Genomic DNA, 15,554 nt, shown 5'->3' with positions numbered 1-15,554 from the left:
AACCAGTGTTATGTGTTAGATGAAGTCATTTAAATCATGAGTTGGTTGAAACTGGTAAAATGATTGTAAAAATTGTATTTCCTGGTTTTGAAAAAACTTCAATTTTCCCATCATGTTTCTGTACGACTCGGCGAACGATATCCAAACCGAGTCCACTTCCTTCCCCTAACTCCTTTGTTGTAAAAAAAGGTTCAAAGATTCGATCTTTAATTGAATCTGGAATTCCAGATCCTGTATCAGCGATATTAATTTTTGCCCAGTTTCGTTTTGTAATAGGATCAGTTTCCGATAGAATGGAAATCGTTAATGTACCTTTGTAGGACATTGCTTGGATTGCATTAAAAATTAAATTTGTCCAAACTTGAATCAAATCATCTGGAAAACAATCGATGAACAGACGTGAGTCCGGATAGTCACGAATAATCTTGATTCCATTTTTCATTTGGCTATTATATAAAATTAAAACTGTTTCAATATTCGCGATCAAATCAGTATTGATTTTGTTTCCTTTTTTGTCGAAATGTGAAAAGTTTTTTAACGCATAAAGAATCTTGGATACTCTTTGGATCGATTCTAAAATAGAGTTTAAGTTTTGTGAAGTATGAATGTACTGGATTCCGTAATTGAAAAAATCTAAAAAATCCTCTTCATGGCAAAGATGTTCAATGATCGGAAGTCCAAGTTGCACACCAGCATCCACAACTTCTTCCGAAACGAATTCAGGATCTCTACAACCCAAGGATTCCAATTTTTCTTGGATCAGTTTTTTTTGTTTTCTTGCTTCTGAACCATGTAATTGGTTTCTTTTTTCAAATGACTCAGACATCCATTTAAAAAACAATTTCCTTTTTTCAAAAGGTTTATTTGCGAGCAGTTGGATGATTTTTTCTTGATTTAAGATTTGGTTTTTAATATTTTCTAAGATGAGTTGGCTTGATGCTTTGATAGCTCCCATTGGATTATTGATTTCATGAGCAATGCCTGCGATCAATTGTCCTAAGGAAGCCATTTTTTCGTTTAGAATTAATTGTGATTGAGTTAACTTTAATTCTTCGATTGTCTTCTCTAATTCCATTTTTTGGGTAATGATTAAATTGTTTTTTTCTTGAATTTCTTTTAGTGCTTGCTTAATTGATTCAGCTTCATTAATCAAAGTTAAGTCAATAAAAGAAATAATGAACTTACCTTCCTCTATTTCTTTTTTGTTCACTTGGATAGGAATTAAAGTTCCGTCTTTTTTGATTCCTTCTAGTGAAAAAATTTTGTCTTTGTTATCGATTCCATTCCACAATGGATCGGCAATAATTTCTTTTACGGATAAATGGTGTATAAAATCGTAACCGAATAATTTTTTGAATGCGAGGTTCGCATCTAAAATCATATCTCCATCTGTGATGATGATGGCTTCACTTGCAAAATTATAAAAATTACGGAATCGTTCTTCTTTACTTTGTAATTTTAATTCGAATTCATATTTTGCAGATACATTTTCTAAAACACCCACTTGTCGATTGGAACCTGTAATATCATTGCTAATAAAAGTTCCCCTGTCTTCGATCGGAATGTATGAATTGTCTTTTTTTCGAAGTCGATAGAAGGCATGGTAAGGACTTCTCGTTCCAATGGCATCTGCCAGTAATTCCTTTGTAAACATTCTATCGTCGGGGTGAATCAAATTTAGCCAACCTTCGATATCTAAGTGATTAAATTCTTCGATTTCATAACCGAGTACTGATTTGATGGCACCATCCCATTCTATTTGATTGAGATTGATATCATAATCGTAGATGATAAGCCCCGTTTGGTTTGCTACTTTGTGGAAACGAGCTTCATTTTCTAAAAGTGCTATTCTTTTTTTTCGTGAATCATCTATATCTTCAATACTTCCGATGATAACGATTCCGTTTGTTTCTGATTGGATTGCTTTGCCTTGCACTCTCACCCAAAAATTAGGTTCACTCAGAATTTCTAGTTCTAAGTCGAATGGTATCTTCTCTTTTTCTGCATTGACTAACGAATCCACCAACTTTTCCTTACAGCCATTTGCAAAAAAATTAATTAAGGATTGAATGTTTGGTTTAAATTGGTTTGGTTCAACTTTCAATAAGTAGTATAGGTCCGGTGTCCAATACATTTGGTTTGTTTCAACATTCCATTCCCATACACCTGATTTTGAAATCCTTCGAATTTCTTCACTCAGTTCATTTTGTTTTTTTAATTGTAACTCTATTGTTTTGGATGCTGTGATGTCCTGTGCTACACCTAACACTTCTGTTGGGATTCCATCAACATTAAATGAAAAATTGGTTTCCCAAACACGAAACCAATGGACATTCCCATTTTGATGGAAAACACGAAAGTCTAATACATAAATTTCTGTATTTTTTTCTTCTACCATTTTTTTTGCGTGAGCATCGATGAGGTGAAGGTCATCAGGGTGAAGTATGTTTTTGATTAAGTAGTCATAAGTAAGAATGGGTTCGACTTCAAAACCCAAAAAACTTTCAATGCTATTGTTTAAGTATAAAAACTCGTCAGTGGCTAGGTCTTGGATATAAATGATTGCGGGTAATGTTTTGGTTACCTTTTCTAATAATTTTTCTTTTTGGTTTAGTTTGTTTCTGAGTTCAACAAGTGTGTCTTTTTTTTGTAGCACACCTTTGGCAAAACGTTTTCCATCTTTTCCGACGTAATTATGAAGTTTGACCTCGCAAGGGATTTCTTCACCTTCTCGATTCAAATGGATCCAATCAAACTTTACGTTTCCAAATTTAAAACCATCTTCTATGTATTTTACGGCTAAGGTTTCGGAAGGTTGTCCATTTGGTTGGTATTTTGGACTGATATCAAAAACGGAAAGCTTTTGTAACTCGGTTTTTGTAAATCCTAAGAGGGAAGTGAGTTTGACATTACAATCAATGAAAAGTTGAGTTTCCAAATCAAGGATTACAACGGCATCTTCATCTTCTTCAAAAAAGGTTCTGTAGGTGTTCTCTTCTTTTTCCCTCAGAAGAGACTCTAGATACTTAATTTTTGCCTTTGCCTCCTCTAAAGTGATGCCACTGTCTGTTTCCATAGCCTACGGTTCATAAGTATTCCAAGAAAAGCCAAAGCTTCAACTTAAAAATTCTTATGAATGCATTTTTGGCTCTTGATTTTTGCCGATTCCGAAGCGGGTTTGCATTCATATCCATTTGAAATTGATCCGTTTAGCAATGCGTGGTAGGAATCTATTTCCTCTTCACTCATACTTGTTTCTTTTTTTAAGTTGAGGAGTAAAAATTCAGGAAAATTGTTTTGTTTCAAATTATAATAAAAATAATGAACAAGAAAATCTTTTCGCACACAAATCACTTGTTTTTCTATTAAATCGAGTGTAAACCCTCCAGATAAAACTTCACTAGTAGTGACAATCAAGTTGGATTGAAAGTTTGTTAATTCAGTTTTTAGTTTTTTCAATTCTTTACTGGAAAAATAAAATACAATGAGAATTAAAATCGAACATAGTGCGGTCCAAGCCATTACAGAATAGTATTTTAGTTTTTGGTTTTGGATGTCTTTGAATACCTCATTCAATAGGTAAGTGAGTGGGAATACCATACTCGCAAGATAACGTCCATTTAACGTTAATCCATCGTTAGGTGATGTGGTTCCAACAAAAAATAGAAAAATGATGGAGGAAAGCAAATGGAATCGAAGTGAAGGTTTGTTTTTAAAATCCATTTTCTTCATATGGAGAATTGCCATCAAATAAATTGGACTTTGAAGGAAAAAACCTAAAGTCCAAATTTCTTTTTTTGGGAATGTGAAAACGATTGATAAAAAAATTTGGAATTGATCCAGAATGGTTTTTTCAAACCGGCCAAAGTTCGTTAGGTGCCTTGTTCCAAGAGGATCCGAATAACGGTAGGCATTCCAAAGGAAAAAAGAAAAAAGTAATAAGCTGAAAATGGAGTATCGGATTGGGTGGAGGATTTTCCAAACCGATTTTTTATTGGTTACAACTTCGATGGAAAAAATTGCCAAATGAACAGCAATGAATAAAAGGATTCCTTCCAATCGTAACCAAAGTGACAATCCAAATAAAATGTTCCCAAATACCCAATATTTTGATCTTTCAGTCTCAAATGCTTTGAAGAGAAAGTAATACCCGTAAGCTGATAAAAGGATGAATAAACCGTTTTCGCTAAAATCAATCAAAAGTGGAAAAATCACGGTTCCCAATATGGCAAATAATATGACTGGAATTTGGAATTTATTTTTTGTCATCAAAAGGATGAGAAGTGCTAAATAAATAAAATTTAAGTAGGGGAGGTATTGGTGTTGGATAAGACCAAGGAGAGAATAGAGAAACGTAAAACCAATGGGGTATTGTCCGATGAGTTGTTCCTTGTGAAGGAAAACAAAATTTTCATTTAAGGGGCTCATCAAAAACAAAGGATCCATATCCTTTGCAGGGAAAAGTATACTTTCTGTTGTCCAGTTTTGATTCCAGAGTGAGACCACTTGGATCCATTTGATGAGAGGGTCGGAAATATAAAATAGATCTACACGTATCAAAAATTGTATCAGTAATAATAGGGCAGAAATCGAAATGATCAAAGAAAGGGACTGATTTTTTGAGGAAATCATAGACAAATTCTGCATAGGTTTTCCACCTATCAATCACAAATTGAAAACTAGTTTTGATAAAAATTTAGGATTGGAAAAACAAAACTTCCTTTGTGATTATCCCTTTTTTTGGTACAAACTTTTTTACCAAAAAAGACTTTTAGATTTCTTAACAGCTATTTTGTGGGCAGAATTCACAAGGCCTACATGGCTATAGGTTTGTGGAAAATTTCCCCATTGGTTCCCAGAACTTGATTCTATGTCTTCACTGAATAAGCCGAGATGATTTGCATGTCCACAAACATACTCAAATAAATGGATGGCTTCATCAAGGCGGTCCATGCAGGCTAAGGCTTCTATGTACCAAAATGTACATACTAAAAATGTAGTTTCTGGTTTTCCAAAGTCATCTTTATGAAGGTATCGATAGATAAATCCTTCTTTCGTTTTTAATTGACTTTCAATGGCTTTGATATGTGATTTTGCTTTCTCTGAATGAGGTTCTAAATAACCGAGAGTGATGAGTTGTAATAAACTAGCGTCTAAGTCTTTTTTGCCCTGTGCTTGTGTATAACATCCGAGTTCACTGTCATAACAAGATTCGATATTCAATTCAGCTTCTCGCATCAAACGTTCTGATTTTTCTAACAATTCTTGTTTTTCTAGTTTTAATGCAATTTCTTTTGCTGTTTTTGCCCCAATCCAGTGGAACAAATACGTATAACAATGTTTTTGTGAAAAATTACGAAACTCCCATAGTCCTGCATCTGGTTCGTCCATGGTGAGTTCAATTTGATCCAAAAGTTTCTGGATAAGGTTTAAGTTGTGAAAACGATTTTTCTCAGGAATCCTTTCGTCTGAATACAGGGGCAATAATGATAAAAGGATTTGTCCATACGCATCATTTTGTTTGTGTGTGTAGGCAGAATTCCCAATTCGGACTGGCTGATTGCCTTGATACCCATCTAAGGATAATATTTTTTCTTCAAGTAGATGTTCTCCAAATATACTGTATAAAGGTTGGTAACGACCATCATTTGTTGGAGTTAGATTGCTAATGTATTGCGAATAATTTTCTAACTCTTCAAACTGACCAAGATTGGTTAAGGCTAACAATGTATAAAATCCATCTCGTAACCAACAATAACGATAGTCCCAGTTCCTACCTGAGTTAGGTGATTCTGGCAAACTTGTGGTAGAGGCAGCAATGATGGCACCAGTTTCTTGGAATTGGTGGAGCTTCAAACAAAGAGCAGAACGAATTTGTTGTTTCTGTGCAAAGTTAGGAATGGTGCAATGTTTTACCCAGTTTTGCCAATATTGTTTTGTTTTACTTAGTTCGTCCTCTACAAATTCCGAAATTGGAATTTCGATTTTCTCGGATTCATGAAGCACTAAGTAAATTGATTGGTTCAGATGGAATTCGTTTTCTTTCAAAATTTGATTCACTGATACGTTTGATTGGACATGAAACTGAAACTGATTTGTTTCGTATTGGATCTGCTCGGCGAAAATTTTTGGAATTAGTTTCGTTTCTCCATAATCATAAGTAGGATTTAGCTCAACTTTGATTTTTATATCCCCAGAGAGCGGAACTATTTTGCGGTAAAGATTTCTTTTATAACGTAAGTTCCCATTTTGATAGTATCTGGGAGCAAAATCAATTACAGCAAATGAACCAGTTTCTGTAATGATCTCTGTCTTTAAGATATTAGTGTTTTCCAAATACGATTGGCTAACAGATTGAATCTTTGTTGTCGGAGAAATTCTGAAATTTCCACAGTTTTGATCCATTAGTTTTCCAAATATGGGGGAACTATCAAAATTTGGCCAACACAACCACACAATATCAGAAAAAGTATTTATATGAGCAATGAAACTACCGTTTCCGATAATTCCTGTATTGTATTTATGATGCATGATGAGTTACATTTGTTATGTGGTTGATTAAATGTTTGATCCAGATATGTACATCATCTGTGTTTTGAAATCGATACTTTGCGATTGTTTCGGATTTTCCAATTTTGACGGTAATCGCTTCTTCTGGTAGTTCGCGAAACATATCTTCATCTGTTGTATCATCCCCGAATACGAATGTTTGCAATGGAGCATCTGGAAGGATTTTGACTGTTGCTTTGCCTTTCCCTGTTCCATATTCTCTCACTTCGATGATTTTATTCCCTCTTTGGACAAAAAATCCGCTATTTGATGATATCTGTGATAATTCGTCTAACATCTCTCTTGCGGCATTGAGCCCAATATCGGGGTCTGCATTCCGAAAATGCCATACCAATGAAAATTCTTTTTCTTCTGCAAAGGAACCAGGAACACGTTTGGTAAATTCTTCTAAACGTGATTTGATTTCTTTTTTCCAATCTGCGTTTGAGTGGAATAGGGAATTCCATTCCTTTTTGTTAGGTGGTCTGTGCCAAGCTCCATGTTCGGCGACTAAATGTAATGGTAAACCAGTGAAAATTGTTTCTAAGAATTTTCGATCCCTACCACTAATGATCGCAATGGAAACATTCGGTAACTGTGATAGTTTTGAAATGGAATCCACAAGTTCTTGTGTAGGTACTGCTAAATGAGGGAGGGATTGGAATGGAACAAGTGTTCCATCATAATCAAATATAATAAAGATTGGTTCATTTGTTTTCGGAAGTAATGCTTCAGAGTTTGGTGGAATGGACTTTGTTTGGAAGTTTTGATTTCGATTTGCAGTGTCTTCTGTATCGGTGTATATTTTTTTTGCCCATTCCATTACCGAATTTTCTTTTAATCGAGTAACCATTACTTCGTTTCGATTTTTGATTTCTGTTTCTTCCATTTCAATGGCTTCTTTGATTGCAGATGCCATACCATTTAAGTCATTGGGATTTACAAGGATTGCTTCAGGCAATTCTGCGGATGCCCCAGCCATCTCACTTAATACTAACATCCCATTTTTTTGAGAAACCAAAAATTCTTTGGCAACTAAATTCATTCCATCTCGATAGGGAGTGACTAACATGACATGTGTATTTTTGTACAATGGGACTAGTTCTTCAAATGGAAATCCTTTGTATTGGTATAAGATAGGAGTCCAATCTAAAGTTCCGAAACTACCGTTAATCGCCCCCACTTTTTCATCAATCGCTCGTTTCATGGATTGGTAAGAGGGAACATCAGTTCGGGATGGAACTAAAACTAATACTAACTTACATCGTTTGATCCAATTAGGATTTTGTTTCAGAAATAATTCAAAAGCATTTAATCTCTGTAAAACTCCTTTTGTATAGTCAAGTCGATCTACTGATAAAATTTGTTTTAATTTTTTATGGTTGGTATTGATTTGATCTGCGATTGCATCACATTCTGCCGAACTTGCATATTTGGAGAACTGTTCCACGTTGATTCCCATGGGGAAGGCGGCGGTTTTTGTGAAATGATTTTGAAAATAAATGATCCCACGTTCATTTTCAATCCCTAAACAACGTAGTAGGGATCTTAAAAAGTATTGTGTATAACTTTGAGTATGGAATCCGATAAGATCCGCACCTAACATCCCTTTTAGAATTTTACTATGGATTCGTTCTGGTAATAAACGAAAGATTTCGAATGTAGGAAAGGGGATGTGCAAAAAAAATGAAAGTAGTATGTTTGGAAATTCACTTCGTAAAATCCCCGGAAGTAAAAACAAGTGGTAGTCATGAACCCATACCCAATCACCTGGTTGGTAAATGCCTCTGATTGTTTTCGCAAATTCTTCATTTGCTTCTTCATAGGAAGAGAAAGTACCATCAGAAAACTCACAGTTGGAGGTGAAATAGTGGAACAAGGGCCAAATTGTTTTATTGCAAAAGCCATTGTAAAACGAATCAGCTAATTTTTGTTTGAGAAACACAGGTATGGTTCCGTGTTCTTCCAACATTTTTTTTGCATATTGGTTTTGTTCTTTTTCGGGAATGGATTTTCCAGGCCAACCTACCCATAACACTTCATTTCCTAATGATTTCCAATGGGAAAGAAAACTAGAAAGGCCTGTTGCAAGTCCACCGACATTGGGTGTTCCATCCCACTGGACTGGTAACCTGTTGGATACGAGTATCAGTCTCATAAACTCTATCCAATCAGACAAAAAGTTTATGGCAAGGGCTTTCTATAAAAAAATCCCAAAAGTAAATTTAGATTTTGATGTATATAAACTTATTAGACTATATTTGGATTCAAATGTTCTAAAAAAATGTATGTGAAAGTTGTATCACTAAACATTCGATGGCAATCGAATTAGTTTCTTTCGTCACTCAATTCGTTTAACAATTCGAATGCCAAAAATTTTTTCGCATAATAGACCATTCGATTGAAGTTTTCTGGTTCTGTGTGAATTTTATCTTTTGATTCCTTGGAATTGATTAGTTTTGATAGTGACTCTTTGTACTTTTTAATGCAAATGGCGGGACCAGTATCATTTTGTTTGAGAGTGCAATCTGTTTTTTCCTTACAAATAGAATCCAATCCAAAATTGTCAATTGGGCATGACTTATAAATTGATGTATCTGACGTTAGTCGGCAGTAACATCCGAAATTTGTTGTTTTGATTTTTTGTTTTACATTTTTTTGGAAAGAAGTTTTGAAACTTTCGGAACTTTGGATTTCGGATTTGGAAATCCGGTTTTTGACTTCACTTACGTAGTTCGGGTCAGTGGCACATTCATAAGGAAACTCCAAACAATATTCGATCAAACGTGAATCGGGAATGGAACGTAATTCTGATTTTGGTTTTGATTCCCAGATTTGGTAATTGGAAAATGGATCTCGGTGATCCGGTGCAGTTGAATATTTTGTATGGAATGATACGTTTATGGGATCTGCTTTTTGTTTTTTCTTCAGTGTTTCGGAATCTGCGAGTTCGTATTCACGTACGAGCATTATAGGTAGTTCGATTGGATTATCCTTTCGTTTTTTATCTAAGTAAGTTGCCAATTTTTGTTTGGTGTTGGAATCAAAGTATAATAAATATCCTGTAATGTGGTATTCATTGCAATTGTAACGTGAGAAAAATGGAATGAAACTCAATTCCCAAAAATATTCATGTGATTGGTAGATGCGTAAGTCTTCGATGGCATCAAATGGTTCATTCCCTAAAATTTGTTTTCTAAATTGCCCATCTTCCCATATCGAAACTAATTCTAATGGTGAGAACTTTTCTTTATGTAAGGCATGGCTTGGATAACAAGTCGTGGCAAGAAACGGTAAACGTTTTGTGTATGGGAATTCGTTTTTCGGAGGGTCTATTGAGCGTAAAACCATTCCGTTTGAACAATGGAAGTTTGTGATAATACAAATGCTCGTGAGTAAGATTAGTAATATTCGATGCATATAAATCCTGAAGATTCGTAAACTGCAACTACTGTTCGTTCTTCGATCAAAGTAAAGGTTTTGGTTAAATCAGTTTCCGTTGTTTCACAAATTCTTTTTTTCTTTTGATTGGAATTGATCGAGTTAGGTGGTTCGATAACAACTGTGCCCAGTTTGGTAATATGACCCCTAAAATAAGGATTCGTTTCAAAATTACCCGATTTGGGATCGTAGTACACCCGATCATTTTCAATAGCGGATCTTAGATTGCGGAATCCATCCCAATTTGGACCAAAGATACAGGATTGAAAACAAAACAGGAATAAGGTGAAGTGGAGTGGCTTCATCGGCATACAATTCTAAGTGTCATTCTTTCTTTGGCAAGAATTTAATTTGGTGTTAGTTGCCAGAAAATGAGGACTAGTTTTATTGAGCGAATCGATATTATTTGTCTACGCATTGCGATCGAATGTCGAAAGGAAGTAAAATCAGAATAACAAATGCCTATATCCAAACCAATTGGTCCCATCGAAACGATAACGGAAAATTTCCTGGAATTTTACCGCCAAACAAACATCTTGTTGTGATGGATTCACTGAAAACAAAAAATCTAAGAAGGGATGAGAGAGTTGCCAAACGTTTTCTGGTTCTCAATGAAAAAAGGATATGGATCATATCGGGGAAGACGTCAGAAACTGCCACAATGAGACCCCCGCGGCAGGGATCGCAGTGGAAATCGAAGATTGGAACGGAGAGCCCGGTCCTTATGGGTCGGAACCGAAGAACCAAAAGGGATGGGAGCCGCCATGACCTGGAGGGGAAACATTCTGCCTCCCCTTTGGTCTGATGGGGACCGCGGAGTTCTAAATCCAAAGCCGTACAATCCCTTTCCCCTTGACAATCTGCCCAAATTCCAAATCCTGACAGGAAAGCTTGAGAAAGGTGCTTTTGGATGAACAAAACCCAGATGGGGAACCTGCTTTTGGTGCTTTTTTTGGGACTGATGGCGGGAGCTGTGGCTGGAGTGGTCTTAGATAGGCTCTTTGGCACAACAACGCTCTCTAAGTTTTTGTTCGAGTCACCAGTATCTTTCGAGCTTTATATAATTAAGGTCGAGTTCCAGCTAACCCCTGCAAGTATCATTGGTCTTGTAGCGTCTGGATATCTCGCACTAAAAAAGGGGTAACTATGTCAGTAATTTCCATGAAAAGTCTGCTAGAAGCAGGCGTACATTTCGGTCACCAAACGCGTCGTTGGAATCCAAAAATGAGCCCGTATGTTTATACAGCTCGTAACGGTATTCACATCATCGACCTCCAAAAGACAGTTCAAAAAACAAAAGAAGCATATGATGCTTTGAAAAAGTTAACTGGCCAAGGAAAAAAAGTTCTTTTCGTTGGAACGAAAAAACAAGCTCGCGGTGCGATTGAAAGAGCAGCACAAGCCTGCGGTATGTACTATGTTTCTAACCGTTGGTTAGGTGGACTTCTCACAAACTGGAACACAGTAAAGAAGTCAATTGCTCGTTTGAAACGACTTGAGCAAATGGAAGAGAACAACTCTTTCGAACAAGAAGCTAGAACTAAAAAAGAAGCACTATCCCTCAAACGTGAGTTAGAGAAACTCCGCCAAACACTTGGTGGGATTAAAGATATGGCTGTTGTGCCTGAGATCCTTTTTGTGATCGATCCTAAAAAAGAAGAAATTGCAGTAAACGAAGCAAAAAAACTTGGTTTGAAAGTATTTGCTGTGATTGATACAAACTGTGATCCAGAACCAATCGATTACCCAATTCCTGGTAACGATGATGCGATCCGCGCGATTTCTTTATTCCTTGATACAATGGCAAATGCAGTGCTTGAAGGAACAGGTGGCGAAGTCATCCAAACGAATTTTGCTGAAGATATGGACGCAGAACAACTTGCCCTTGAATACCAAGGTGAGTATGATGAGTCCGGAAAATTCATTATGGACGATGAACTCCCTCCAGTAGCAAAAGACATCCCAGTGGATGCAGAAGCGGCTAAAAAAGCTGCTGAAGTAGTCACAGAAGAAAAACCAGCAGAAGGTAAAGAGTAATGGCTGTTAGCTCCGAACAAATCAAAGACCTCCGCGAACGTACGGGCGCGGGCATGATGGACTGCAAAAAAGCCCTTGAAGAAAAGGGTGGCGATATTGAAAAAGCAGTTACTTATTTAAGAGAAAAAGGTTTAGCGAAAGCGGCAAAACGTGCTGGTCGCGAAACTGGTGAAGGGAAGGTGATCGCTTACGTTCACGGAACAGGGAAAACGGGAGTTCTTGTCGAACTCAACTGCGAAACTGATTTTGTGGCAAACAACGAAGCGTTTGAGGCACTTGGAAAAGAAATTGCACTACAAATCACTGCAATGAGCCCACTGTATGTGAGTGAAGAATCCATTCCTAAGTCTGAAATAGAGAACGAAATGAACGTACAAAAAGCCCTGCTCGAAAAAGAAGGCAAAAAAGCGGATCAAATCGAAAAAATCCTTCCTGGTAAAATGAAAAAATACTACGAAGAGATTTGTCTCATCCACCAAAAATCAATCCGTGACAACTCCAAAACCATCAATGACCTCCTCCAAGAAGCCATTGCGAAATTTGGAGAGAACATTACTGTTGGTAGGTTCTCGAGGTTCCAAGTAGGTGGGAACTAGTCCGCGTTTCAAACGCATCCTCATTAAAATCTCCGGCGAGGCTCTCGCCGGTGAGGGTGAACTTGGTATTGATACCAACAAAACATTCTCACTAGCCGGACAAATCAAAGAAGTTCATGACTTAGGTCTCGAAGTGGCTGTGGTAGTTGGCGGTGGGAATATGATCCGCGGCGAAACTTTAGCAAAATCGGGAATGGACCGTGCCACTGCCGATTATATGGGTATGCTTGGAACCATCATGAATGGACTCGCGTTACAAGATGCATGTGAAAAACAGGGGATGTTTACCCGTGTTCTATCCGCCATCGAAATGAAATCTGTTGCGGAACCTTACATTCGTAGGCGAGCCGTGCGACACTTAGAAAAAAATCGTGTGATTATATTTGCCGGTGGGACTGGAAACCCATACTTCACAACTGACACAACAGCATCGTTACGAGCCGTTGAAGTTGGATGCGAAGTGATCCTTAAGGCAACCAAAGTGGACGGAGTGTACACTGCCGATCCAAAAAAGGATCCAAACGCGCAAAGGTATTTACAAGTTTCTTTTATGGAGTCCATCAAACACCGTTTAAAGGTGATGGATTCAACAGCACTCAGTCTATGTATGGATAATAATATGCCCATCATAGTGTTTGATATTTTTAAAGCTGGTAATTTAAGAAAATTAATCGATGGAGAACCAATTGGTACATTGATCTCCAATACAGAGGAAGTGATTCTAGATGGTAGATGAAATTATAAAATCCATGCAGTCCAAAATGGACAAAACGGTTGAAGCTCTAAAAAAAGATTTTGGTACGATTCGTACGGGAAAAGCAAATCCGATGATGGTGGAGGATGTAAGAGTTGATTATTATGGAACGCTTACTCCGCTCAACCAACTTGGAAAAATTGCATGCCCCGAACCACGTGTGATTCTCATCACTCCTTTTGAAAAAGGAATGTTAAAAGACATCGAAAAAGCAATTTTTGCCGCAAGTCTTGGTCTTACTCCAAATAATGATGGTTCCAGCATTCGGATCAATATCCCTGAACTAACAGGGGAAAGACGAAAAGAATTGGCGAAAGTGGTAAAACAAAAAGCGGAAGAGAAAAAAGTTGCGATCCGTAACATCCGCCGTGATGCCAATGACGAATTAAAAAAACACCAATCCGAAATGTCCCAAGACGAAATGAAAGGCCACCAAGATAAAATCCAAAAAATTACGGATTCTTACATTGCCAAATTGGGAGATTTAGAAAAGGAAAAAGAAAAAGAGATCACTACTCTTTAATTTCCTATGAAATTGAATACCATCCCTGCCCACATTGCTGTCATTATGGACGGAAATGGTAGGTGGGCGGAAAACCAAGGGAAAAAAAGAACCGAAGGCCATAGAGAAGGGGCAAACGCCATTGACCGCCTCTTGGATGTGGCCTTAGAATATAAAATTCCCAACATTTCCCTTTATGCATTTTCCACGGAAAACTGGAAACGCCCGATCACTGAAATCCAAGCCATCTTTGGTCTGTTAGTTGAATTTATCGAAACTCGTTTGGATACCATCCATGAAAAAGGGATTCGGATCCACCACAGTGGGGCACGGAATAAACTTTCAAAAACCGTTCTCTCCAAAATTGACCATGCTATGGCAGTGACCAAAAAGAATAAAAAACTCACGGCTAACTTTTGTTTGAACTATGGTGGGCATGAAGAAATTTTAAGTAGTTTTTCGCGTTTGATGGCGGCACGTAAGGCCAAAAAAGAAACATTGGATAAAGCCATTTCGGCGAAAGAATTTGAAAAATATTTGTATACATCCCCTTTGCCACCCGTAGATTTATTGATCAGAACTGCGGGCGAACAAAGGATTTCTAACTTTCTATTATGGCAGAGTGCGTATGCAGAAATGTATTTTACGAGTACACTTTGGCCGGAATTTGGAAGGACTTCACTTGAGGAAGCTCTTCTTTTTTTTGATTCCCGAAAACGAAAATTTGGTGGTTTGTTATGAGTGAGACAACACTCCGTATCCTTTCTGCAATTGTATTGACTTTTGTTTATGTATTTATGATTTTCCACAGTTCCTGGTATTATTTGGAATTTTATACCTTTGGGGTAGTGATGATTTACCTTGGATTAAAAGAATTATACGCTTTCTGTAAAACAGAGGAATCCAAACCATTTTTTGGAACTGGATTACTGTTTTCACTTTTGATTTTTACGGTTTATTACATCCAATTTTTGGGATTACAATTTGAAGTGACCCCTCCTGGGTTTGTTTTAGAACTTTCCAAAATTTTAAGAGAAGGATTCCACCCGGTTCCATTTTTACTCGTGGCACTTTCGATCACAGTTTGGATTTTACAAATTCTAAAACGTCCGTTAGATGGAGCCTTGTTTTCAGTGGGTGGTACGATGCTTGGTCCCATTTACATCGCCATTCCAATTGGTCATTTTTTATTATTACTTGCCCTTCCATTCGGAACCTACTACATCTTTTTAGTATCCGTGATCACGTTTATGAGTGATGCAGGTGCTTATTTTGGCGGTCGTTGGTTTGGAAAACACCCAGCTGGCCTTAAAATCTCTCCGAAAAAAACTTGGGAAGGGTATGTTACCGGAAATCTAACGGCCGTTATCGGAGCTCAAATTCTCAATTTGGCTTGGGAACATTTTAGTGGAGTGAAATTGCCTGTTGGAATTTTGGAAACCATCATTTTATCCTTTGTTGTCTCTGTGATTTCCGTGATGGGTGATTTGGCTGAGTCAGCCATGAAACGTGATGCCAAAATTAAGGACTCAGGTAGCCTTATCCCTGGGCATGGTGGGATTCTCGATTTGGCAGATGCACTATTATTTACTGTGCCTGTAATTTATTATTACTTTGTTTTCAAAGGTTTCCTTGGGTTCCCAGTTTAACCACTTTGGTTCGGACAGTCTAAAGC

13 protein-coding genes are annotated in these 15,554 nt (G+C 37.2%); 7 read left to right on the top strand and 6 right to left on the bottom strand.

All coding sequences use genetic code 11. The features are described from left to right. Positions 1-34: 34 nt before the first annotated feature. From EHQ62_RS08960 to EHQ62_RS08935, 6 genes are all read right to left on the bottom strand, one after another. On the bottom strand, positions 35-3,076 hold the full coding sequence (locus EHQ62_RS08960; RefSeq protein WP_135642026.1) for a PAS domain S-box protein: 3,042 nt from the start codon (positions 3,074-3,076) through the stop codon (positions 35-37). 44 nt (positions 3,077-3,120) lie between these two features. Beyond that, complete coding sequence (locus EHQ62_RS08955; protein ID WP_244241709.1) at positions 3,121-4,647, bottom strand: LA_3751/LA_3752 family putative glycosyltransferase; 1,527 nt, start codon at positions 4,645-4,647, stop codon at positions 3,121-3,123. A gap of 108 nt (positions 4,648-4,755) precedes the next feature. Next, positions 4,756-6,531 carry a glycoside hydrolase family 15 protein gene (locus tag EHQ62_RS08950; protein ID WP_244241708.1) on the bottom strand — a complete coding sequence of 592 codons (1,776 nt, stop codon included), beginning with the start codon at positions 6,529-6,531 and terminating at the stop codon, positions 4,756-4,758. Then, positions 6,521-8,707 (bottom strand): bifunctional alpha,alpha-trehalose-phosphate synthase (UDP-forming)/trehalose-phosphatase, encoded by a 2,187-nt coding sequence (locus EHQ62_RS08945; protein WP_135642023.1) that lies wholly within the window; start codon positions 8,705-8,707, stop codon positions 6,521-6,523. The genes EHQ62_RS08950 and EHQ62_RS08945 overlap by 11 nt, the downstream gene beginning before the upstream one ends. Before the next feature lie 170 nt (positions 8,708-8,877). Continuing rightward, positions 8,878-9,969 (bottom strand): hypothetical protein, encoded by a 1,092-nt coding sequence (locus EHQ62_RS08940; RefSeq protein ID WP_135642021.1) that lies wholly within the window; start codon positions 9,967-9,969, stop codon positions 8,878-8,880. Continuing rightward, entirely contained in the window at positions 9,951-10,295 is a 345-nt protein-coding gene (locus EHQ62_RS08935) for a hypothetical protein (RefSeq protein ID WP_135642020.1), read from the bottom strand. The genes EHQ62_RS08940 and EHQ62_RS08935 overlap by 19 nt, the downstream gene beginning before the upstream one ends. A 605-nt stretch (positions 10,296-10,900) precedes the next feature. Between EHQ62_RS08935 and EHQ62_RS08925 the strand changes: the two genes are divergently transcribed. The 7 genes from EHQ62_RS08925 to EHQ62_RS08895 are packed head-to-tail and all read left to right on the top strand — an operon-like array spanning position 10,901 to position 15,528. Beyond that, a complete protein-coding gene (locus EHQ62_RS08925) occupies positions 10,901-11,134 on the top strand; it encodes a hypothetical protein (protein WP_135642016.1) in 234 nt (77 codons plus the stop codon). 2 nt (positions 11,135-11,136) lie between these two features. Beyond that, the gene (gene rpsB / locus EHQ62_RS08920) at positions 11,137-12,027 is read left to right on the top strand and encodes a 30S ribosomal protein S2 (protein WP_135642014.1); all 891 of its coding nucleotides are present in this window, start codon (positions 11,137-11,139) and stop codon (positions 12,025-12,027) included. After that, the gene (tsf, locus tag EHQ62_RS08915) at positions 12,027-12,623 is read left to right on the top strand and encodes a translation elongation factor Ts (RefSeq protein ID WP_015678950.1); all 597 of its coding nucleotides are present in this window, start codon (positions 12,027-12,029) and stop codon (positions 12,621-12,623) included. Before rpsB ends, tsf begins: the two co-directional genes overlap by 1 nt. Then, the gene (pyrH, locus tag EHQ62_RS08910) at positions 12,613-13,359 is read left to right on the top strand and encodes a UMP kinase (protein ID WP_100717691.1); all 747 of its coding nucleotides are present in this window, start codon (positions 12,613-12,615) and stop codon (positions 13,357-13,359) included. Before tsf ends, pyrH begins: the two co-directional genes overlap by 11 nt. Continuing rightward, complete coding sequence (gene frr, locus EHQ62_RS08905) at positions 13,349-13,900, top strand: ribosome recycling factor (RefSeq protein WP_135642012.1); 552 nt, start codon at positions 13,349-13,351, stop codon at positions 13,898-13,900. Before pyrH ends, frr begins: the two co-directional genes overlap by 11 nt. A gap of 6 nt (positions 13,901-13,906) precedes the next feature. Beyond that, a complete protein-coding gene (locus EHQ62_RS08900) occupies positions 13,907-14,620 on the top strand; it encodes an isoprenyl transferase (RefSeq protein ID WP_135642010.1) in 714 nt (237 codons plus the stop codon). Further along, a complete protein-coding gene (locus EHQ62_RS08895) occupies positions 14,617-15,528 on the top strand; it encodes a phosphatidate cytidylyltransferase (RefSeq protein WP_135642008.1) in 912 nt (303 codons plus the stop codon). Before EHQ62_RS08900 ends, EHQ62_RS08895 begins: the two co-directional genes overlap by 4 nt. The last annotated feature ends 26 nt before the right edge of the window (positions 15,529-15,554 follow it).

It is taken from the genome of Leptospira jelokensis (assembly GCF_004769635.1).
GTDB classification, from domain to species: domain Bacteria; phylum Spirochaetota; class Leptospiria; order Leptospirales; family Leptospiraceae; genus Leptospira_A; species Leptospira_A jelokensis.
Note: the sequence above shows the minus strand (reverse complement) of the source record. Positions and strands in the feature narration are given on the sequence as shown.